The following is a 20,673-nucleotide window of genomic DNA, read 5'->3' as shown; positions in this document are numbered from 1 at the left end:
GGCTGCTGCCGTCTTCCAGCCCGCGCCCGCCCGAGACCAGCAAGGTGGCGCCGGCCAGCGCGGCCGGCGGCGGCAATGGCGCGGCTTGCAGCGCTACCCCGGCGGTGGAGGCGACCGCGCCGCCCACCATGGCGATGGTGTTGATGCGGTAAGGCGGCGGCAGGCCGGCGTCGCGCGCCTCGTCATTGGCAGTGGCAAACACCTGCGCCGGGCCGGTGGCGTCCAGCAGCACGAAGCCGGGATACACCAGTAGCCAGATATCGATGGGCTTCATGTGGCAGATATTCAACGATGGCTGTCATTTGTGTCAATCAAAAATACGCCAGGATGTCAGCCTTTGACAAGGAGCTGGTCATGACGCGCACGGTGGGGATTTATATATTCGACAATGTTGAGGTGCTGGATTTCGCCGGGCCGTATGAGGTGTTCACCTGCGCCAGCCGGGTGGCGGGCGGAAAAGGGATGGCCGCGCCGTTCCGGGTGCAAACCATCGCCGCCAGCAGCGCACCAGTGCGCGCCCGCGCTGGACTGGTGCTGCACCCGGAATCGACCTTTGCCGACGCCGGCCAGGTCGATGTGCTGATGATTCCCGGCGGCGTGGTGGATGCCGAGCTGGCGCGGCCGGAAGTGATTGCGTGGATTGCCGCCAGCGCGCGCAGCAGCGAGCTGGCCGCCTCGGTCTGTACCGGCGCCCTGCTGCTGGCCCAAGCCGGCCTGTTGGATGGACTGGAAGCGACCACCCACTGGGAAGACGCCGCCGCGCTGCAAGCCGGCTGGCCGCAAGTGCAAGTGCGCACCGACCGCCGCTGGGTCGACACCGGCAAGATCATCACCTCGGGCGGCATCTCAGCCGGCATCGATATGTCGCTGCACCTGGTCGAACGCCTCGCCAGCCGCGAGCTCGCCCTGCTGACCGCGCGGCAGATGGAATACGAGTGGCGCCACCCCGCACGGCCACACGGGGTCTGACCCTGCGGGTCAGACCCCTAAGCGGTAACGCTAGCGTCGAGGCAAAAGCACGCGGGGTAGCACGGCGCTCCGCCGCGCCCTCGGCCACAAACGACTAGCCTTCCCCAGGCGCGATGCGCTACAGTGCAAGCGGCGCCCCGGCGAGCGGGGCCGCAAGCTACTGATAAAAAGGCAGAATGGATGGAGACCATCAAGAATGTAATGACCGGCTGCGCACGCTGGCTGGTCGCCGCCTGCGTGCTGCTGGGCGTGCATGCCGGCGCGGCGGCCGAGGTGCTGGCCACCGTGGCGTCGCCCAACCGCGCCATCAGCGTGGCGGTGCAGCTGGGCGACGGCGGCCGCATCACCTACACGGTGCAGCGCAACGGCAAGCCGCTGATTGCCGCCTCGCGCCTCGGCTTCCTGCTCGCTAACGCGCCGCAGATGGACAACGGCTTTACCCTGGCCTCGCAGGCCATGTCCGAGCATGACGATACCTGGGAGCAGCCGTGGGGCGAGCGCCGCTACGTGCGCAATCACTACCAGGAGCTGCGCCTGGAACTGGTGCAGAAGGCCTTGGATAACCGCCGCATGGCCCTGGTGTTCCGGGTATTCGATGACGGCGTCGGCTTCCGCTATGAATTCCCCGAGCAGCAGCAATTGCCGGAGACGCGCATCAGCGACGAGCTGACCGAGTTCGTGGTGGCGCCGCCGGCGTATGCATGGTGGCAGCAGGCCGGCGAGCAGGCGGCGCTCGAGTATGCGATCAAGAAGTCGCCGCTCAGCGAAGTCGGCATGGCGAATACGCCGTTGACGATTCGCACCAAGGACGGCACGCATATCGCGTTTCATGAGGCGGCGCTGGTCGATTATGCGTCGATGTGGCTGCGCAAGGTGGAAGGCCAGAAGCTGCGCGCGCATTTGACGCCGTCGGCGTTCGGGCCGGCGGTGCAGCGGCGCGGTGCCTTCACCACGCCGTGGCGCACCATGCAGATTGCCGACAATGCGGCTGGTTTGTATATGTCGGATCTGGTGCTCAATTTGAATGAGCCGAATAAGCTCGGCGACGTGTCGTGGGTGCATCCGTCCAAATTTATCGGCGTGTGGTGGGAGATGCACCTGGAGCACAGCACCTGGGGCTCGGGTGCCAAGCATGGCGCCACCACCGCCAACACCAAGCGCTATATCGACTTCGCTGCACGTAACGGCTTCCGCGGCGTGCTGGTGGAAGGCTGGAATCTCGGATGGGATGGCAACTGGTCGGGCAGCGGCTCGGCGTTCAGCTTCACGCAGGCCTATCCTGATTTCGATCTGGCCGGCCTCAGCGCATATGCGCAGCAGCAGGGCGTGCGCCTGATTGGCCACCACGAGACCGGCGGCAATATCGCGCGCTACGAAGAGCAGATGGATGCGGGCTACCAGCTGTACGCCAAGCTGGGAGTCGACAGCATCAAGTCGGGCTATGTGGCCGACGCCGGCGCGGCGCTGTTCCCCGGCGCCGATGGCGCGGTGCACTTTGGCTATACCGATTCGCAGGAAGGGGCGCGCCACTACCTGAAGGCGGTGACCGAGGCGGCGCGCTACAAGCTGGCGATTGATACGCATGAGCCGATCAAGGACACCGGCTTGCGCCGCACTTACCCGAACTGGGTCTCGCGCGAAGGTGCGCGCGGCATGGAGTACAACGCCTGGGGCGCGCCGATTAACAGCGTTGATCATGAAGTCAATCTGGTGTTTACGCGCATGCTCAGTGGGCCGATGGATTACACGCCGGGCATCCTGAGCCTGGAAGGTGTGAAGGGCCGGCCGATTAATTCGACGCAGGCCAAGCAGCTGGCGAGTTTTGTGCTGATCTACTCGCCGATTGTGATGGCGGCGGATTTGATCGAGAATTACGAGAAGTATCCGGGGCCGTTTAAGTTCATCAAGGACGTGCCGACGGATTGGGCCGACACGCGGGTGCTGCACGGTGAACTGGGCGAGTACGCGACCATCGCCCGCAAGGATAGGCGTTCGGACGATTGGTACATCGGCTCGGTCACGGACGGCAATGCGCGCACCTTGTCGCTGCCACTGACTTTTCTCGATCCGGGCAAGCGCTATGTCGCCGAAATCTACCGCGACGGCGACCACGCTGACTACCGTACCATCCGCCGCTTTGATATCGTGATCGAGAAGAAGACCGTCACTTCCAAGAGCGTTCTCCAGCTCAAACTGGCTCCCGGCGGCGGGCAGGCTATTCGCCTGTCGCCAGTGGCTGGCTAAGGTTGTTCGCCCCGGCATCTGGCGGCGAGCTCCCAGCGCTTGTTGCCGGGTAGGCGTAGCCAGATGGTTTTCCATGCGTTGCGCGAGCCGCAGCCCTGGCGGTTGGCCAGGCGCGAGGGCGTGGTCGGCACGCCGTCGATGAGGATTTGTTCGTTTTCGACTGTCGCGTACAGGGATTGGCCGCAGTAGATGGTGCGCAGTTCAGTGCCGTTTGGCAGGAAGAGTTGCTTCCATTGATAGCCTCGGCTGGTGTTGTCTGTGGCAGTCACCGGCGGCGGGGCGGGTTGCGGTGCCGCGGGTTGCGCGGCGGCGGGTGCCGCTACAGCGTTTCCGGTGCCGGCGATCCAGCGTTTGATTGCTTCGCAGAGGGCGGCTTCGGATTTCGGACCGAAATAGATTTCGCCCGTGTGGTCAATTAGTGCACACAGCACTTTGCTCGGCAGGCCGAGAGGGACTAGGTGGTCATCCATTTTATTCACTCCTCTAAAACGTCTATTTCGTCTAGAACGCTCTAAATCGCTAGAAAACGATAGAAAACGCTCTAGAAATAGAGTGTTGCTCGCTCTATTTCGTCTATTTGCTCTATTTTTTCTAGTTTGCGTCCTAGTTTTAGAGCGTTTTCTAGCGAAATAGTTCGATTTCTAGCGTTCTAGACGTTCTAGACGTTTTAGAGGCGTCTGGAATACACCACCCTATAGAGCAGCGGCAGAACCAATAGCGTGAGCGCCGTAGAGGACAAAATGCCGCCGATAACCACGGTAGCCAGTGGGCGCTGGACTTCCGCGCCGGTGCCGGTAGCGATGGCCATCGGTATGAAGCCCAGCGACGCCACCAGCGCCGTCATCAACACAGGCCGCAAGCGCTCCAGCGCACCTTCCCTGATGGCCTGCTCTACGCTGCGCCCGTCCTCGCGCAATTTGCGGATGGCGGAAATCAGCACCAAGCCATTCAGCACCGCCACGCCGGACAGCGCGATAAAGCCCACCGCCGCCGATATCGACAGCGGGATACCGCGCAAGGCCAGCGCCGCCAAGCCGCCAGTCAACGCAAACGGCACACCACTAAACACCAGCAGCCCATCTTTCAGATTGCCGAACATGGCAAACAGCAGCAGCATCACCAGCGCCAGCGCTGCCGGCACCACAATCTGCAAGCGCTGCGAGGCCGATTGCAGCTGCTCGAACTGCCCGCCCCACGTGGTCCAATACCCGGCCGGAATCTTCACTTCCTGAAGACGCTGTTCTGCCTCCTCAACAAAGGAACCAATATCGCGCCCACGCACATTAGCGCTGATGACCACACGGCGCTTGCCGTTCTCGCGGCTGATCTGGTTCGGCCCCGGCGCAACGTTAAACGTCGCCACCTCGCCGAGCGGAATAAAATTCCCACTGCTACCCGGCAGCGGCAAAGGCAAGCGCCGCATGGCATCGACATCGCCGCGCAAAGCATCGGGCAAGCGCACCACGATGCCGAAGCGGCGGTCGCCTTCAAACATGGTGCCGGCCTCCCGCCCGCCAACCGCAGTCGCAATCACATCCTGCACATCGCTGACGTTGAGGCCATAGCGCGCGGTCTTGCTGCGGTCGATGTCGATGGTCAGCACCGGCAAGCCGCTGGTCTGCTCAACCTTTACCTCCTGCGCGCCATCGACCTTGTTCAAGGTAGCGGCGATGCGCGCCGCCACCGATTCCAGCACCTCCGCGTCATCGCCAAACAGCTTGACTGCAACGTCACTGCGCACGCCTGATATCAGCTCGTTGAAGCGCAGCTGGATAGGCTGCGAAAACTCGTAAGCATTGCCGGGCAGTTGCGCCACCGTTGCTTGTATCGCCTGCAGCAATTCATCGCGCGATTTTTTCGGCTTGGGCCACTGCGCTTCCGGTTTAAGCATGATGTAGCCGTCCGAGATATTCGGTGGCATCGGATCGGACGCAATTTCCGCCGTACCGATGCGCGCGAACACGCGTTCGATCTCGGGGAACTTGCGCATCAGGGTGGTCTCGATCTGCTTTTGCATCTCGACCGATTGCGTCAGGCTGGTGCCAGGGATGCGCAAGGCTTGCATGGCGATGTCGCCCTCGTTCAGCGAGGGCACGAATTCGCTGCCCATGCGCGTCGCCAGCAGCAGCGACAAGGCCACGGCGATACCGGCAAAGCTCAGCACCACCGGGACGTTGGCCAACGCCTTCTCCAGCAGCGCGCCGTACCAGCCGGTGATGCGCGGCGTATGCTTCTCCACCACGTTATCGCCGATGAACAGCGCCACCGCCGCCGGAATGAAGGTTATCGACAGAATCATGGCGCCGGCCAGCGCCATCACCACGGTCAGCGCCATCGGGTGGAACATGCGGCCTTCCACACCGGTCAGTGCGAAGATCGGCAGGTAGACCACCATGATGATCAACTGGCCGAACAACAGCGGCCGGCGCGATTCCTGCGCGGCGCTGAAGACCTCTGCAAACTTTTCCGTGCGCGTCAGCGGCCGGCCCAGCGTGGATTGCGCCAGCGCCAGGCGGCGCACGCAATTCTCGACGATGACCACCGCGCCGTCGACAATGATGCCGAAGTCCAGCGCGCCCAGGCTCAGCAAATTGGCGCTGACCTTGTAGGCCACCATGCCGCTGAAGGTAAACAGCATCGATAATGGAATCACCATGGCGGTAATCAGGGCTGCGCGCAGGTTGCCGAGGAAGAGGAATAGCACGGCAATCACCAGCACCGCGCCTTCCAGCAGGTTTTTCTTGACGGTACCTATGGCTTTGTCCACCAGCGCGGTGCGGTCGTACACGGTGATCGCCACCACGCCCGGCGGCAGGCTGCGGTTGATGGCGGCCATCTGCTGGTCGACCGCCTGCGCCACCGCGCGGCTATTCTGGCCGATCAGCATGAACACGGTGCCCAGCACCACCTCGCGGCCGTTCTCGGTGGCGGCGCCGGTGCGCAGTTCGCGCCCGAGATCGACATCGGCGACGTCGCGCACGCGCACCGGCACGCCGTCGGCGCTGCGCAGGATGATGTTGCGGATGTCGTCCAGCGAGCGCACCTGGCCCGGCGCGCGCACCAGCAATTGCTCGCCGCGCTTCTCGATGTAGCCGGCGCCGGCGTTGCCGTTGTTGCGTTCCAGCGCCGTCACCACATCCTGCAAGGTCAGGCCATAGCCGGCCAGGCGCTGCGGCTGCGGCGCCACGTGGTACTCGCGCGCGTAGCCGCCGATGGAATTGATCTCGGTGACGCCGGGCACGTTGCGCAGCTGTGGCTTGACGATCCAGTCCTGGATCTCGCGCAGGTCGGTCGGCGTGTAGGGCGTGCCGTCGGCCTTTTTGGCGCCGGGCTGGGCCTCCACCGTCCACAGGTAGATTTCCCCGAGGCCGCTGGAAATTGGTCCCAGCACCGGCGTGATCCCGGCCGGCAGCTGGCCGCGCGCTTGCTGCAGGCGCTCGCTGACCAGCTGGCGCGCAAAGTAGATGTCGGTGCCGTCCTTGAACACCACGGTAATCTGCGACAGGCCGTAGCGCGACAGCGAGCGGGTTTGCTCCAGGCGCGGCAGGCCGGCCAGCACGTTCTCCAGCGGGTAGGTGACGCGCTGCTCGGTTTCCAGCGGCGCGTAGCCCGGCGCGGCGGTGTTGATCTGCACCTGCACGTTGGTGATATCGGGCACGGCGTCGATCGGCAGCTTCTGGTAGCTGTACACGCCTACTGCAGCCAGCGCCGCCACCAGCAGCAAGACCAGCCAGCGCTGCGCGATGGCGTCGCGGATGATGCGTTCAAACATGGTCGTTCTCCCGGCCTAGTGCGCGTGTTCGGCGCTGTCTTTGCCCAGCTCCGCCTTCAGCACATAGCTGTTGGCAGCGGCGTACTGCACGCCGGCGGCAAGGCCTTGCAGGATCTCGGTACGCTGGCCGTCGCTGCGGCCCAGCACTACCGGCTGCACATGGAAGCCTTGGGCGTTGCGCACGAAGACGGCCGGCTGGCCGTCGACGGTTTGCACCGCGTCGGCCGCCACGGTAACGGCGGCGGCGCTGCGGCCCGACTGCACCTCGACGTTGACGAACAGGCCGGGGCGCCAGGCGCGCTCGGGATTGGTCAAGGCCACGCGGGCATTGGCGGTGCGGGTTTGCTCGCCCAGCAGCGAGCCGACATAGCTGATCTTGCCCTCGGCTTGGGCGGCAAAGGCGGTGGCGCGCACGGTGACGGTGTCGCCGACGCGCACGCGGTTCAGGTCTTGCGGCGGCACGGCGAAATCGGCCCACACGGTGGACAGGTCGGAGATGGTGAAGACGTTGGCGTCTTCCTTGATCGCCTCGCCCAGGGCGAGGTGTTTTTCCATCACCACGCCGGTGAACGGCGCGCGCAGTTCCAGCTGGTTCAGTTGCGCACCCGGTGCGGCGCCGGTGCCTAAGACGCTGAGTTTTTGCCTGGCGTTTTGGACGGCCAGTTCAGCTTCGGCGGCGGCCTGCCTGGCGTGCAGGTAGTCTTGTTCGGCCGAGATCTGGTCTTGCCACAGCTTGCGTTCGCGCTCCAGCGTGGTGCTGGCCAGCGCCAGCCGCTTTTGCGCGGTCAGCAGTTCGCTGCGCTGTTCCGACAAGGCGCTGCTGGCCAGCACCGCCAGCAACTGGCCGCGCTGCACGGTTTCGCCCAGCTGCGCATGCACGGCGGTGACCACGCCGGCCAGCTTGGGCACCACGTGGGCGGTGCGGTCGTCGTTGAAGCGGATCTCGCCCGGCAGCGCGAGGATGGTGCTGATCTGCGCCGGCGCGGCGCTGGCTACCACCACGCCAGCAGCCTTGATTTGCGCTTCGCTCAAGGTGATGGCTTCCAGCGCAGGCGCACCAACGGCGGGCGTTTGCTCGGCATGGCCCTCGTCCGCGTGGCCTTCTTCGCCGTGGTTTTCGCTGCGCGGCTTGAGGATGAACGCTGCCAGCAGCAGCGCGATGATTGCCATGGCAGCGATGGTAATGGTTTGCTTCTTATTCATGGTCTACTCCGAGAATACGGATGATGGCCGCTTGCGCGCGGTGCGCATCGGCCAGCGTGGTGAGGTAGTGGGACTGCGCCTGCAACAGCGTGCGCTGCGCATCGAGCACGTCGAGGAAGCCGAACTTGCCGTAATCGAAGCCGGTGCTGGCCGCCTCGTAGGCGCTGCGCGCGCCGGGCAAGATCTCATCGCGCAAGGCCTGCGCCTGCGCCCGCGCCGACGCATATTCTTCGCGCGCCTGCACCAGCTCCAGCTCCAGGCGCGCCACCGTGGCCGCCACTTCATCGCGCGCCTGGTCAACGCGGCGCGCCGTCTCCAGCACCGCGCCCTGATTGCGGTCAAAGAACGGCAGCGGCACCGACAGGCCGATCACCGCCTGCGTGCGCCCCAGTTCCTCCGAGCGCTTGCTGCCGACCGTCAGCGCCACATCCGGCACACGGCGGGTGCGCTCAAGCTGCGCCAAGGCCTGGCGCCGTGCGACTTCCACTTGCGCCACCTGCATGGCCGGCGCCTGCGCCAGCAAGGCGCGCTGCTCGGCCAACAAAGGCAGCTCGGGCAACGCCGCGAACAAACCATCAAGCTCGCCGGCCACGCGCTCAAAGCGCGGTGCCGGATTGCCCCACAAGGCCGCCAGCCGCGCGCGCGCCGTCGCCAGCGCCGCCTGCGCGCGGATCAGGTCCAGCCTGACCGTGGACGCCGCCACTTGCGCGCGCGTCGCCTCCACCGGCGACACCTTGCCGGCCACCACGCGCCGTCCAGTCGCCGCCGCTGCGCGCTGCGCCAGGGCGGCCGCCTGCTGCGCCAGCTGCAACTGCTCCTGCGCCGCCAGCACCGCAAACCACGTGGCCGCCGTCTCCGCGCGCAACTCGGCGCGCCGTTGCAGCAGCAGCGCCGCCGCGCCATCGCGCCCGCGCTGTGCCGCCTGCACGCGCGCCGCGCGCTTGCCGCCCAGCTCCAGCGGCTGGCTCAGCAGCAAGGTGGTCTCGCGGCTATCGGGTGGAGTGCGCCGGGTATCGACGCGCTCCATGGATAAAGAAGGATTGGGCAGCAAGCCGGCTTGCTGCACTGTGCCGTCCTGCGCCGACACTTCATGCCGAGCCGCCGCCAAGGCCGGATTACCCTCGTCCGCCAGCGCCAGCGCTGCGGACAGCGTCAAGGGCACGGACGGCTCAACACCGGCCTGCGCGTACGCAGGCCAAGCCGCTAGCCATAGCGGCAAAATAAATTTGTACATCGAATGCTCCGGTTAAAGGAATATTCGACGAGACATGAAGGAAGAAGAAAAGATCAGGCCTCGCCGCGCTCAGGCGAGGAGAGACCAGTTGGGCCGGGGCGGCCCGTCGGCAATATAGGAGTGATAGTGCAGCGCGCCCGGCGGCGCGTAGGCGGCGGCCGGCGCCGCCGTCAGCACGGCGTCGGCGCCCGGCAGCGAGACTTGCAGCGCATGGTGGCAAACCTCGCAATCGCCATGCTTGGACAGCTTGCTGCTGCCGGCGCCGTCGTCATCCGACTGCGCCTGGTGCTGGTGGCCGTGGTGGCCGAAGTGCGACACCTTGCTCGGCTCATGCTGGCAATACACGGCCGCCATCGACCAGGCGTATTGGATCGGCAGCACGGCCAGCAGCAGGATGAGCAGGAGTTTTTTCACCTGCCCATTGTAGCACCGTGCCGCCGCCCGCTCACGCCTTCTTGAGCAGCTCCGGCCGCAGCGGCAGTTCGCGCACCCGCACGCCAGTGGCCGCAAACACCGCGTTGGTGAGCGCCGCCCCCACGCCGGCCGTGCCCGGCTCGCCGATACCGCCCGGCGCCTCGCTGCTGTGCACGATGTGGACGTCGATCTGCGGCGCCTGGCTCATGCGCAGGATCGGGTAATCGTGGAAGTTGCTTTGCTCCACGCGCCCATCCTTGAGCGTAATCGCGCCAAACAGGCCGGCCGTGAGACCGTAATTGATGCCGCTCTGGATTTGCGCCGCCACCGTGTCCGGGTTGACCACCACGCCGCAGTCGACCGCGCACACCACGCGCTTGACCGCCACCTCGCCGTCATCGCTGACCGTCACATCCACCACCTGCGCCAGGTAGGTGCCCCAGGCCCGCATCAAGGCAATGCCGCGGCCCGAGCGCGGCGGCAGCTGCTCGCCCCAGTTGGCCAGCTGCGCCGCCTGTTTCAGCACGTGGGCGGCGCGCGGCTGCTTGTCGAGCAGCGCCAGGCGGTAGGCCAGCGGATCCTGGCCGGCCTTGAGCGCCAGCTCGTCCATGAAGCTTTCCAGCACCGTCATATTGCGGGTCGGGCCGACGCCGCGCCAGAACGCGGTCGGCACCGGACCGTCTTCCTGCGTGTACTCGCTGCGCATGTTGGGGATATCGTAGGAGAAGATATCCGAGCCCTCGACGTTGTCGATATCGAGACCGTCCTTGAGCCAGCCCGGCGCAAACGCGGCCAGGTTGGACGGCCCGGCAATCTTATGCGAGAACGCCACCGGCTTGCCGTCGGCGCCCAGCGAGGCCGACACCGCATGCGCGTACAGGCCGCGGAACAGGCAATGCTGGATATCTTCCTCGCGGCTCCACACCAGCTTGACGGGCGACTTGACCTGCTTGGCTATGGCCGCCGCCTGCACCACGTAGTCGGTGTACAGGCGGCGCCCGAAGCCGCCGCCGATCAGGTGATTGTGCAGCGTGACTTTGTCCGGCGCCAGGCCCAGCACCTTGGCGGCGTCATCGCGCGCGCGGGCCGGCACCTGCGAGCCGGTCCAGATCTCGGCGGTGCCGTCGCCCTTGACGTGCACGGTGCAGTTCATCGGCTCCATGGTGGCGTGGGCCAGCATCGGATTGATGTACTGCGCTTCCACCCGTTTGCTGTCGGCCGCCAGCGTCTTCAAGGCATCGCCGTCGTTGCGGGCAATGTGGCCCGGTTTGGCCAGCGCCGCCACCATGGTGGTGCGCACCTCGTCGGTGGTCAGCTTGGCGTACTTGCCCTCGTCCCACTTGATATCGAGCGCGGCCAGGCCCTGCTTGGCGTACCAGTAATTGTCGGCCACCACCGCCACCGCGTTGTCCAGCTTGACCACCTGGCGCACGCCGCGCAGCTTGCGCGCCTTGGCGTCGTTGACCGATTTGAGCTTGCCGCCGATCACCGGGCTGGCCGCCACCACCGCCACCTTCAAGCCCTTGACCTGGGCGTCGATGCCGAATTGCGCCGTGCCGTCGGTCTTGCCCTTGGCGTCGAGGCGCTTGAGCGGCTTGCCGATCAGCTTATAGTCCTTGGCATCCTTGAGCGCGATCTTTTGCGGCGCGGGCAGCTTGGCCGCCGCTGCCGCCAGCTGGCCATACTTGAGGCGGCGGCCGCTGGCCGCGTGGATCACTTCGCCGTGCTCGGCGCGGCAGCTGTCCGCCGTCACGCCCCACTGCGTGGCGGCGGCCTGCACCAGCACCATGCGCGCGGCGGCGCCGGTCTGGCGCATCGGCTCGAACATGGTGCGGATGGTCAGCGAGCCGCCGGTGAACTGGTCGCCGAACGGCGCGCCGTAGACCTTGGCGTCGGGCGGCGCGTGGCGCAGCGCGATCTTGTCCATGTCCACTTCCAGCTCTTCCGCGATCAGCATCGGGATCGAGGTGTACGTGCCCTGGCCCATTTCCACTTTCGGCATGGTCAGCACGATGCTGTCGTCGGCGCCAATGGCGATGAAGGCGTTGAGGTCGGCCGGCGCGCTGGCCATGGCAGTCGCCGCCTCGCCCTCGCCGGGCCAGAAGCCGACCATCAAACTGCCGCCGGCAGCGGCCGCCACTTTCAGGAAACTACGGCGCGACACGGCGCCCGGAGCGTAGGGGGTATGCATGCTCATGCTCCTTTCAGCGTTGCGCCGGCGTCCTTGATGGCGGCGCGAATGCGGCTGTAGGTGCCGCAGCGGCAGATATTGCCCGACATCGCATCGTCAATCTCGGCATCGGTCGGCTTGTTATTTTTCGCCAGCAGCGCTGCGGCCGACATAATCTGCCCCGATTGACAGTAGCCGCATTGCACCACCTCGGCCTTGAGCCACGCCACTTGCGCCGCCTTGCCGGCCGGCGTGGCCGCCACGCCTTCAATGGTGGTGATCTGCTTGCCGGCCACCGCCGATACCGGCAGCACGCACGAGCGGGTGGCCTCGCCGTCGACGTGCACGGTGCAGGCGCCGCACAGCGCCATGCCGCAGCCGAACTTGGTGCCGGTCATGTGCGCTTCGTCGCGCAGCAGCCACAGCAGCGGCATATCGCCGGGAACATCGAACTGGCGCGGCTGGCCATTGATGGTGAGCTTGATCATGTGCGGCCTCCATGGACAAAACCCCAACTATAGCCAGATATGTACGCTAGATAACACTAGCCGTAAGGGATACAGAAACAACCATCAGTTGTAAATCCAGACGATTTTTCGCAGCAGCGATAATATTTTCATCTGGAAGCGCTGCCAGTCGATGGGCGTAACAGCCATGTCATATGACCTCTCTACCCTGTGGCCTTTTTCCAACTGACCACGGACACCACCATGCACCTCCTTCCCGCCCGCCCCCTGGTACTGGCCCTGAGCATCGCCGTCGCGCTAAGCGCCTGCGGCGGCTCCAATTCCGACGCACCGCTGGTGATCCCGGCCGCGCCGGCCGACCAGGGCGCGCCCGAAACCGTGGCCGTGCCATCGGCCACGGCGTTTGTCGACACCATCGCCAGCAACCAGCGCGGCGACGCCCGCTACGCCACCCTGGCCACCAACGCCGGCGTGCGCGTGCTGGGCGGTTTCCTCAGCATCTGGAAACCGCTGACCGAGCTGGTCGACGCCGGCCAGAGCGCGCCGGCGGTGGACGGCTTCCCGGCCGTGACGGCCTCCAAGTGGACCGGCGTGCCGGGCGACGGCAGCCCGGACGGCACCGTGCTGAACGCCGCCGTGCACCAGGCCAATATCGACTACGTGGTCAAGGCCACGGCCAACCGCACGCCCGAGCAGGCGCAGCAAGCCTACCTGGACGACCGCCGCGGCAAGGGCTACAGCGTCAGCGACGGCATGGGCCCGCTGACCGCGGCCTACCGCGCGGCGGCCCAGCAGACCACCACCATCACCAGCGTGGCGGCCGACGCCACCACCGTGCTGTACAACGACGGCGGCAACAACACCGGCGTCGGCGGCAGCGCCAACGCCAGCTTTGGCGCCGTGGTCGACCTGGTCAACCTGGTCGGCAACAACGCCTCGACCGAGCCGGCCAAGCGCTTCTACAAATACGCCCGCCCGTACCGCTGGAGCAGCAGCGTGGCGGTGCTGCCGGCGCTGGTGCCGGCCAAGAGCAGCACGCCCGCCACCGACGGCGGCTACACCAGCGGCCACACGGCCGAGGCGGTGCGCGACGCCATCGCCATGGCCTACGCGGTGCCGGAGCGCTACCAGGAAATGCTGAGCCGCGGGCTGGAGCTCGGCGAATCGCGCATCCTGGCCGGCATGCACTCGCCGCTGGACGTGGTGAGCGGGCGCATGCTGGGCACCGCCAGCGCGGCCGCCAACCTGGCCGACCCGGCCAACGCGGCCAAGAAAACTGCCGCCGTCAGCCAGGCGCACAGCGCGCTGATGGCCGCCACCGGCACCACGGCCGGCACCTTTGCCGCCTACGCGCAATCGGGCACCGTGGCCAACGACCGCTTTGCCGACTACGCCGCCAACAAAGCCAACTACCTGCGCCGCAGCACCTTTGGCTTCGCGCCAATCGCCGCCACCAATGCGGCGGCCGTGGTGCCGAAAGGCGCCGAAGTGCTGCTGGAAACCCGTCAACCGTACTTGTCCGACGCGCAGCGCCGCGTGGTGCTGAAAACCACCGCGCTGGCCTCGGGCTACCCGGTGATGGACGACGCCGAGGGCTGGGGCCGTTTGAACCTGTTTGCCGCCGCCGACGGCTACGCCGCCTTCAGCGGCAACGTCACCATCGTGATGGATGCTAGCAAGGGCGGCTTCCACGCGGTCGATCGCTGGCGCAACGACATCAGCGGCGCGGGCAAGCTGGTCAAGCAGGGCACGGGCACCTTGAAGCTGGCCGGCGCCAACAGCTGGAGCGGCGGTACCGAAATCACGGCCGGCACGGTGCAGGGCGACTCGGTGGCAGCGCTGGGCGCGGGCGACGTCTACAACAGCGGCGGCACCCTGGTGGCCAACGCCCCGGCCGCGCTCAAGCTGGCCGGCAAGTACACCCAGCTCAGCGGCAGCACCACGCTGGAACTCGACCTCGGCGGCGCCGCGGCCGGCGCGCCCGGCAGCCTGAACGTGGCTGGCACCGCCACCATTGCCGGCGGCACCTTGCGCATCAAGTTCGCCAACGGCTACAAGCCGAAAGCGGGCGAGGTGCTGAACGTGATCACGGCCGGCAGCCTGAAGGGCAAGTTCAACACCATCACGGTGGACGGCTTCAGCACGGTGACGCCCAACTACGGCGCCACCACCCTGACCTTGACGCTGGGCTAAGCGGCGCAAGCGCGGCGGCACGCGGTATGATGGCAGCATCGACCATTTGCCGACCGCGCCATGAACCAAGCTGAACTCGATCTCTTCCACGACAAGCTCGACGCCCATGCCAAGGAAGTCGAGCGTTTTCACGGCGAGGTGGCCAACGTCACGCGGCAGATCGCCAACTGCGACAAGCTGGTGCGCCTCGCCAATGCCGGCCTGAGCCAGATTGACGGCAAGATCGCCGACGCGGTGCGGGTCGGCGCCGCGGCGCAGCTGGCGGCCGATGCGGCCGGCGCGCAGGCGAGCCAGGCGGCGACCGCCGCCACCCAGGCGGCAGTGCAAGAGATGGTGGCGCAATTGCAGGCCGCCACCGAGGCGGCGCGCAAGACCAGCTTGTCGCTGAACCTGCTGCAATTCAAAACCGGCGGCTGGATCGCCGTCTACACCGTGCTGGTGTTGCTGTGCTGCCTGGCCACCGGCGCGCTAACCAGCTGGGCGCTGCGCGGCAAGGCGCTGACGCCGGAGCAAGCCCACTACATCGAGCTGGGCAAGGCGCACGAAGCGCTGCTGGCCAACGCCAGCGACAAAGAACTCAAACAAATCACCGCCATCCGCAACAAATCCGGGGTCAGGTCCCCCATTTCTACACGGCCCCAGCCGTAGCGAATCGCTATGGCCGTGCTCGTGTCTGATTGGCAGAACTGACCCCGACGTTTTAGCGGGCCTTGATGGTGACCGGGATGCTGGCCGTGGCGCTGGCGCCGGTGCTGTCGGTGGCGGTCAGCTTGAGGGTGTAGCTGCCGGTGACCGGCGAAGCCCAGCTCACCACCACATTCATGCCGCTGGCGGTGAACATCATGCCCAGCGGCGCACCGCTGATGGCGAGACTGACCGCGCCGCTGTTGCTGACCTTGACGCCGATGGTGCCGCTCAGCGCCTTGCCGGCCACGCCGCTCAGGGCGGTGGCGGTGATCACCGGCGGCGTGGCCGATGGCTTGGTGGTGGTGGCCGTGGTGCTCGCAGCGGCAATCACCACGGTGTACACGCCCTGCCCGCTCAGGCCGGTCTTGCTGTCCTTGGCAGTGACGGTGACAGCATACGTGCCGGCCACCGGCGCCGCCCAGCTGACCACGCCGGCGCTGCTGATGGCCATGCCGGATGGCGCGCCGCTCAGCGCGTAGGTGACGGCGTTGCTAGCCGTGACCGAGACGGTGAAGCTCAGCGCCGTGCCGGCCTTGCCGTTGATGGTGGCGGCGCTGACCACCGGCGCGGCCTGCACGGTCAAGCCGGACAGGGTCGACAGCAGCGACGCGGCGTTCGGCGTGCCGAGGCCAGTGGCCTGGTCATAGCCGGTCTCGCCGCTGCAGGCGCTGCAGGTGCCGTGGCTACCCTTGGTGATGTCGCTGAACACGCTGGCATAAGTGCCGGCCACGGTCGAGATATTGGTGTACAGCGCGGCGTGCGGCGCAGCCAGCGCGGCCTTGCCGTTGACGGCGCGCAGCGCGTTGGCGACCGCAATCAGGCCGGCCCATTGCGGCGTCGACAGGCTGGTGCCGCCGACGCTGGCCCACTTGACGGTGCTGCTGCCGGCGGCAATCACCGCCACGTACTGGCCGCTGTTCGGATCGGCGTTGAAGGCCACGTCGGCCACGGTGCGGCGGGTGGCCGTGCCCATGCCGGGCACGGCGCTGCTTTGGTAGCTTGGTGTCGCCACGTACTGGCTGACGCCGCCGCCGGTGCTAGCCCATACCACTTCCGAGCGCGCACCCGCGCCGCTGTAGCTCAAGGTGGTGCCGCCAACGGCCAGCACCTTGGCCGACGACGACGGCCACGACACGGCCGCGCCGGAGTCGCCGGTGGCCGCCAGGTAGCTCATATTGGCCACCGAGAACACGCTGTCCGCGCTGCCCAGGCCGCTGCTCTCGCTGCCGCCAAAGCTCATCGAAACGATGCCCGGGCCCATCTTGTTGGCCAGGCGCACGCCGCCCAGCAGATTGTCGTAACTGGCGCTGGCCGCTTCGATCACGACGATGCGCGCCAGCGGCGCGGTGGCGTGGGCCCATTGCACATCGAGCGCGATCTCGGTGGCCCAGCCGGCATCGTAGGCCGGCGCGGTGGCAGTCATGCCGCCGCTGGCCGTGTTGTACACCACCGACAATTCGCAGGCGCTCGACGAGGCGGCCGCCAGCGGCAGGCTGGCGGTGGTGGCGATGGCCTTGGTGGTGCAGGCCGGCAAGCCGAACTTGCTGTTGAAGGCGGCCAGCTCGGCGGCGATGTTCGGGTTGTGCTGGGCGTCGACGATGTAGATGGTCTGGCCGGCGCCGAGCTGGGCGGCTTGGGCGGCGCTCAGGCCGGTGTAGCTGGCCGGCAGCGCCGGCAAACCGTAGGCGGCGCGGATCTGCGCCGGGGTGTAAGTCACCACGGTGCTGGTGGCGGCCAGCGGCGCGGCCGACGAGCTGCCGCTGGTATCCGCGTCGGCATCTGCGCTGCGGTTGGCTTGCACCTGGCGCAAGGTTTCCAGCGTCAGGCGCTTGCTGCCCAGGCGGCGGAATTGCGACGGCACGGTCTGGGTGTGGACTTCGCTGCTGGCGGCAGCGCCGGGCGCGGCGTCGGCCGGGGTCTCCAGCAGCACCGGCGCCATGTGGTAGGACGGCTGCGCGAATTGCTGGGCGTCAGCCGCCGGCAGCGCGCCGTCGTCGAGTTGCAGCACGGTGGACGCGGTCGCCAGCGGAGCGGCGGCGACCATTGGAGACGCCGTGCCGGCGCTCTCGCTACTGCCGCCGCAGGCGCTCAGCAGCGCGGCAATGCAGGTCAGTGGCAGCGCCAACAAGCGGCCGGGGCGGGAAAAGTATTGCATGGCAATCTCTCGGGGAATTGGGGGAGGAAGAGGCCAATAAATACTAACAAATTTCCACACGGAAATCTGTTACGGATCGGTCACACTGGGCCGGAAACCGCGTAAATCCACGTAAATCCGCGGCTGGAAGCGCTGTCAGTCGGCGGCCGCGTCAAGCAGAAAGTCACGCAATAAGCGCGCGCTGGGGCCGATGCGTTGTGAATGCACCAAGAAAATTTCCAGCGGCGCGGTCTCGGCTTCCGGCACCACCCGCACCAGCTCGCCCGAGGCCAGCAGCGCCGCCGCGTCGTAGGCCGGCAGGCGGGCGATGCCCTCGCCGGCCAGCACGAAGGCGAGGCGGGCGGCGGCGCTGTCGGTCACCACGTCGCCTTTCACCGGAATCTGGATTTCCTTGCCGTCGACGCGCACGGTGGCGGCGCGCTGGGTCGGCGGGTACAGCACCCAGCGGTGCTGCTCCAGCTCGTCCACCGAGGCCGGCGCGCGGTAGCGCCGCAGGTAGGACGGTGCGGCGCACAGCATGGTTGGCTCGCGCACCAGGCGGCGCGCCACCAGCGACGAATCGGCCAGCGGGCCGGCGCGCACCGCCAGCTCGATGCCGTGCTGGACCAGGTCGACATTGGAATCATTCATCGCCACGTGCACGCGGATGGCCGGGTAGCGGCGGCGGAATTCCAGCAGCGCCGGCATGATGCGCTTGCTGCCGAAGTGGTGCGAGCAAGTGATGCGCACCTCGCCGCGCGGCTCGGCGCGCAGCAGCTCCATGCCGCGGATGCCGTCGTTGGCCTCGTCCAGCAGGCGCTCGCAGTGGACGCGGAAGGCTTCGCCGGCCGGGGTCAGGCTGAAGCTGCGGGTGCTGCGCTGGGCCAGCGGCACGCCGAGCTTGGTTTCCAGCACGCGGATGTGGTGGCTGACCACGGCCCGCGTCAGCCCCAGCGAGCGCGCGGCGGCGGCGAAACTGCCGCTGCGCACCACGGTGGCAAACACCGCCATGGCGCGCAGTTCGTCAAGAATCGGGGATGGATCGTTCATGATTGTATGATTTTGTTTGACATTGCGTCATGCTGGCGCTATCTACTCCGACCGCTCACATGCTCCTATAGTTAGATCAACCGCAGACGTAGCGCGGATTCTTAATCAAACTGGAGGTTATCATGAGCGTCAAACACGTACTGTTTATTTTGACAAACGCAGCCGAAATCGGCCCTAACAAACGCGCCACCGGCTATTTCTTCCCGGAAGTCGCCCACCCGTACGAAGTGTTCGACCACGCCGGTATCGCGGTGGAATACGCTTCGCCGCTGGGCGGCGCCATCCCTGAAGACGGCTACGACGAAACCGACCCGGCCCAGCTGGCTTTCCGCAACAGCGCCGCGATCCGCCGCCTCAACCGCAGCCGCAAGCTGTCGGAAGTCGATGTGCGCGACTACGACGCCATCTTCTTCCCTGGTGGCCTCGGCCCGATGGTCGATATCGCCACCGATCCCGACGTCAAGCGCGCGGTACAGGCGGCATGGGAAGCGGGCAAGATTGTTGCCGCCGTCTGCCACGGCCCGGCTGCTTTCCTTGGCGTCAAGCTGGAAGACGGCACGCCGCTGGTGCATGGCCGCAAGCTGACCTCGTTCTCGAATGACGAAGAAGCCGGCTACGCCCAGGCTGACGTGTCCTTCAATCTGGAAACCGCGCTGCGTGCAGAAGGTGCTGAATACGCCTCGGCCGATGTGTGGCAAGAGAAAGTGGTGGTCGACGGCCGCCTGATGACCGGCCAAAACCCAGCCTCGGGCGGCCCGCTGGCCAAAGAAATCGTCAAGGCCCTGCAAGGGGAAGCAGCATGAGCGCCGCCGGCGTGATCACGGTGGTGGCGCGCTGGCAGCCAGTCGAGGGCAAGCTCGGTGATGTCCTCGCGCTGGTGGCGGAAATGCGTCCCAAGTCGCTGGCCGAAGCGGGCTGCCTCGGCTACGAGGTGTACCGCGGCGTCGACAAGCCGCACACCTTGCTGCTGCTGGAACACTACCTCGACGAGGCGGCACTGGAAGCGCATCGCCACTCCGAGCACTACCAGTCGCTGGTCATCGGCAAAGCCCTGCCGTTGCTGGCCGAGCGGCAAGTGGAGATCCTGCAGCCGCGTTGAGTATGGTAATTTGTTGCCCTGAGATGCAGAGACAGGGAAACAATGAAGCTCACCTTGGTAGTACTGGATGGGGTGCAGGCGCTGGATGTGGCCGGCCCCCTCGACGTGTTCGCGGAAGCCAACCGCTTCCTGCCCAGGCAGGATCATTACGAGATCACGCTGGTCGGCGGACGCGCCGACGGCGTGATGTGCTCCAGCGGCATGGAATTCAAGGTGCACCATGATTACCTGAACTACGCGGTCGACGGCGAACTGCTGCTGGTGGCCGGTGGCCCGCGCTACCCGGAGTACCGGCCGGAGCCGGCCTTCGTGCAGTGGCTGAGCCAGCGCGCATACGGCGCGCGCCGCGTCGGTGCGGTGTGCAATGGCGTGTTCCTGCTCGGGCATGCGGGCTTGCTGGCTGGACGTGAAATTACTACCCACTGGGATCATGCGCAGCGCCTGTCCGACCAATTCCCCGGCACGCACGTCCGGCCCGATAAAATCTTTGTTCGCGACGGCAACCTGTTCACTTGCGGCGGCGTCACGGCCGGCATCGACTTGTGCCTCGCGCTGATTGCCGAGGACTGGGGCCATGACCTTGCAGTCAAGGTAGCCAAGCAGTTAATCGTCTACATCCGCCGCGATGGCGGCCAATCGCAATATAGCCCTTACCTCGCGGTGGGGCCGGATGAAGATTCGCTGGTGGCGCGCGTGCTGAAATACGTGACCGACCACATTAGCGACGACCTCAGCATCGAAGAGATCGCCGATGCGGTGGGCATCAGCCGCCGCACCTTCTCGCGCGCCTTTGCCAAGCACGCGCATGTGACGCCATCGGTCTTTGTCGACCAGGTACGGATTGATTTTGCCCGCAAGCTGCTGGAAGAAACCGATGTGCCGCTGAAAACCGTGGCCTTCCGTTGCGGCTTTCACAACGCCACACGCATGCGCATGATCTTCTCGCGCCAGCTACAAACCACGCCTAAACTGTACCGGGAACGGTTTCGGGACAAGCAGTAGCGGTTTTGGGCCACGCCGCGCACGGCACTTAACTG

Annotated in this window: 17 protein-coding genes; 7 read left to right on the top strand and 10 right to left on the bottom strand. The window is 66.3% G+C overall.

Annotated elements, in window-relative coordinates; genetic code table 11:
* A partial coding sequence (locus tag GTP45_RS22915) for a type 1 glutamine amidotransferase family protein (protein WP_503826744.1) occupies nucleotides 1-274 on the bottom strand: 274 nt, incomplete at its 3' end.
* Between the two features lie 80 nt (nucleotides 275-354).
* On the opposite strand from GTP45_RS22915, the gene GTP45_RS22910 reads away from it, so the two are divergent.
* A complete protein-coding gene (locus tag GTP45_RS22910; protein ID WP_161016140.1) occupies nucleotides 355-969 on the top strand; it encodes a DJ-1/PfpI family protein in 615 nt (204 codons plus the stop codon).
* 180 nt (nucleotides 970-1,149) lie between these two features.
* Nucleotides 1,150-3,213, top strand: a complete 2,064-nt coding sequence (locus GTP45_RS22905; protein ID WP_166454698.1) for a glycoside hydrolase family 97 protein — start codon at nucleotides 1,150-1,152, stop codon at nucleotides 3,211-3,213.
* On the opposite strand, the gene GTP45_RS22900 is transcribed toward GTP45_RS22905, so the two are convergent.
* The 7 genes from GTP45_RS22900 to GTP45_RS22870 form a co-directional block, all read right to left on the bottom strand.
* Nucleotides 3,210-3,683, bottom strand: a complete 474-nt coding sequence (locus GTP45_RS22900; protein ID WP_161016139.1) for a hypothetical protein — start codon at nucleotides 3,681-3,683, stop codon at nucleotides 3,210-3,212. The two genes, GTP45_RS22905 and GTP45_RS22900, sit on opposite strands and share 4 nt — an antisense overlap.
* Before the next feature lie 197 nt (nucleotides 3,684-3,880).
* Nucleotides 3,881-6,985 carry an efflux RND transporter permease subunit gene (locus tag GTP45_RS22895; protein WP_161016138.1) on the bottom strand — a complete coding sequence of 1,035 codons (3,105 nt, stop codon included), beginning with the start codon at nucleotides 6,983-6,985 and terminating at the stop codon, nucleotides 3,881-3,883.
* A 15-nt stretch (nucleotides 6,986-7,000) separates the two neighbouring features.
* A complete protein-coding gene (locus GTP45_RS22890; protein WP_161016137.1) occupies nucleotides 7,001-8,188 on the bottom strand; it encodes an efflux RND transporter periplasmic adaptor subunit in 1,188 nt (395 codons plus the stop codon).
* On the bottom strand, nucleotides 8,181-9,422 hold the full coding sequence (locus GTP45_RS22885; RefSeq protein ID WP_161016136.1) for a TolC family protein: 1,242 nt from the start codon (nucleotides 9,420-9,422) through the stop codon (nucleotides 8,181-8,183). Before GTP45_RS22885 ends, GTP45_RS22890 begins: the two co-directional genes overlap by 8 nt.
* Before the next feature lie 69 nt (nucleotides 9,423-9,491).
* A complete protein-coding gene (locus GTP45_RS22880) occupies nucleotides 9,492-9,836 on the bottom strand; it encodes a hypothetical protein (protein ID WP_161016135.1) in 345 nt (114 codons plus the stop codon).
* Between the two features lie 31 nt (nucleotides 9,837-9,867).
* On the bottom strand, nucleotides 9,868-12,027 hold the full coding sequence (locus GTP45_RS22875; protein ID WP_229258591.1) for a xanthine dehydrogenase family protein molybdopterin-binding subunit: 2,160 nt from the start codon (nucleotides 12,025-12,027) through the stop codon (nucleotides 9,868-9,870).
* A 2-nt stretch (nucleotides 12,028-12,029) separates the two neighbouring features.
* A complete protein-coding gene (locus GTP45_RS22870; RefSeq protein ID WP_161016133.1) occupies nucleotides 12,030-12,494 on the bottom strand; it encodes a (2Fe-2S)-binding protein in 465 nt (154 codons plus the stop codon).
* Between the two features lie 222 nt (nucleotides 12,495-12,716).
* On the opposite strand from GTP45_RS22870, the gene GTP45_RS22865 reads away from it, so the two are divergent.
* Together GTP45_RS22865 and GTP45_RS22860 are read left to right on the top strand one after the other, a co-directional pair.
* Nucleotides 12,717-14,666 (top strand): acid phosphatase, encoded by a 1,950-nt coding sequence (locus tag GTP45_RS22865; protein ID WP_161016132.1) that lies wholly within the window; start codon nucleotides 12,717-12,719, stop codon nucleotides 14,664-14,666.
* Between the two features lie 60 nt (nucleotides 14,667-14,726).
* Nucleotides 14,727-15,314 carry a hypothetical protein gene (locus tag GTP45_RS22860; protein ID WP_161016131.1) on the top strand — a complete coding sequence of 196 codons (588 nt, stop codon included), beginning with the start codon at nucleotides 14,727-14,729 and terminating at the stop codon, nucleotides 15,312-15,314.
* Between the two features lie 52 nt (nucleotides 15,315-15,366).
* On the opposite strand, the gene GTP45_RS22855 is transcribed toward GTP45_RS22860, so the two are convergent.
* Together GTP45_RS22855 and GTP45_RS22850 are read right to left on the bottom strand one after the other, a co-directional pair.
* Nucleotides 15,367-17,508 carry a S53 family peptidase gene (locus GTP45_RS22855; RefSeq protein ID WP_161016130.1) on the bottom strand — a complete coding sequence of 714 codons (2,142 nt, stop codon included), beginning with the start codon at nucleotides 17,506-17,508 and terminating at the stop codon, nucleotides 15,367-15,369.
* Nucleotides 17,509-17,643: 135 nt separating this feature from the next.
* Complete coding sequence (locus tag GTP45_RS22850) at nucleotides 17,644-18,537, bottom strand: LysR family transcriptional regulator (RefSeq protein WP_166454697.1); 894 nt, start codon at nucleotides 18,535-18,537, stop codon at nucleotides 17,644-17,646.
* A 122-nt stretch (nucleotides 18,538-18,659) separates the two neighbouring features.
* Here GTP45_RS22850 and GTP45_RS22845 point away from each other — a divergent pair, with 122 nt between their 5' ends.
* From GTP45_RS22845 to GTP45_RS22835, 3 genes are read left to right on the top strand one after another with little or no spacing between them, the layout of a single operon-like run.
* Complete coding sequence (locus tag GTP45_RS22845) at nucleotides 18,660-19,340, top strand: type 1 glutamine amidotransferase domain-containing protein (protein ID WP_161016129.1); 681 nt, start codon at nucleotides 18,660-18,662, stop codon at nucleotides 19,338-19,340.
* On the top strand, nucleotides 19,337-19,636 hold the full coding sequence (locus GTP45_RS22840; protein WP_161016128.1) for a putative quinol monooxygenase: 300 nt from the start codon (nucleotides 19,337-19,339) through the stop codon (nucleotides 19,634-19,636). Before GTP45_RS22845 ends, GTP45_RS22840 begins: the two co-directional genes overlap by 4 nt.
* Nucleotides 19,637-19,678: 42 nt before the next feature.
* On the top strand, nucleotides 19,679-20,638 hold the full coding sequence (locus GTP45_RS22835; protein WP_161016127.1) for a GlxA family transcriptional regulator: 960 nt from the start codon (nucleotides 19,679-19,681) through the stop codon (nucleotides 20,636-20,638).
* Nucleotides 20,639-20,673 lie beyond the last annotated feature (35 nt).

This window comes from Duganella rivi (genome assembly GCF_009857435.1).
Classification (GTDB): domain Bacteria; phylum Pseudomonadota; class Gammaproteobacteria; order Burkholderiales; family Burkholderiaceae_D; genus Rugamonas; species Rugamonas rivi.
This window is presented reverse-complemented; position numbering and strand designations above follow the sequence as displayed.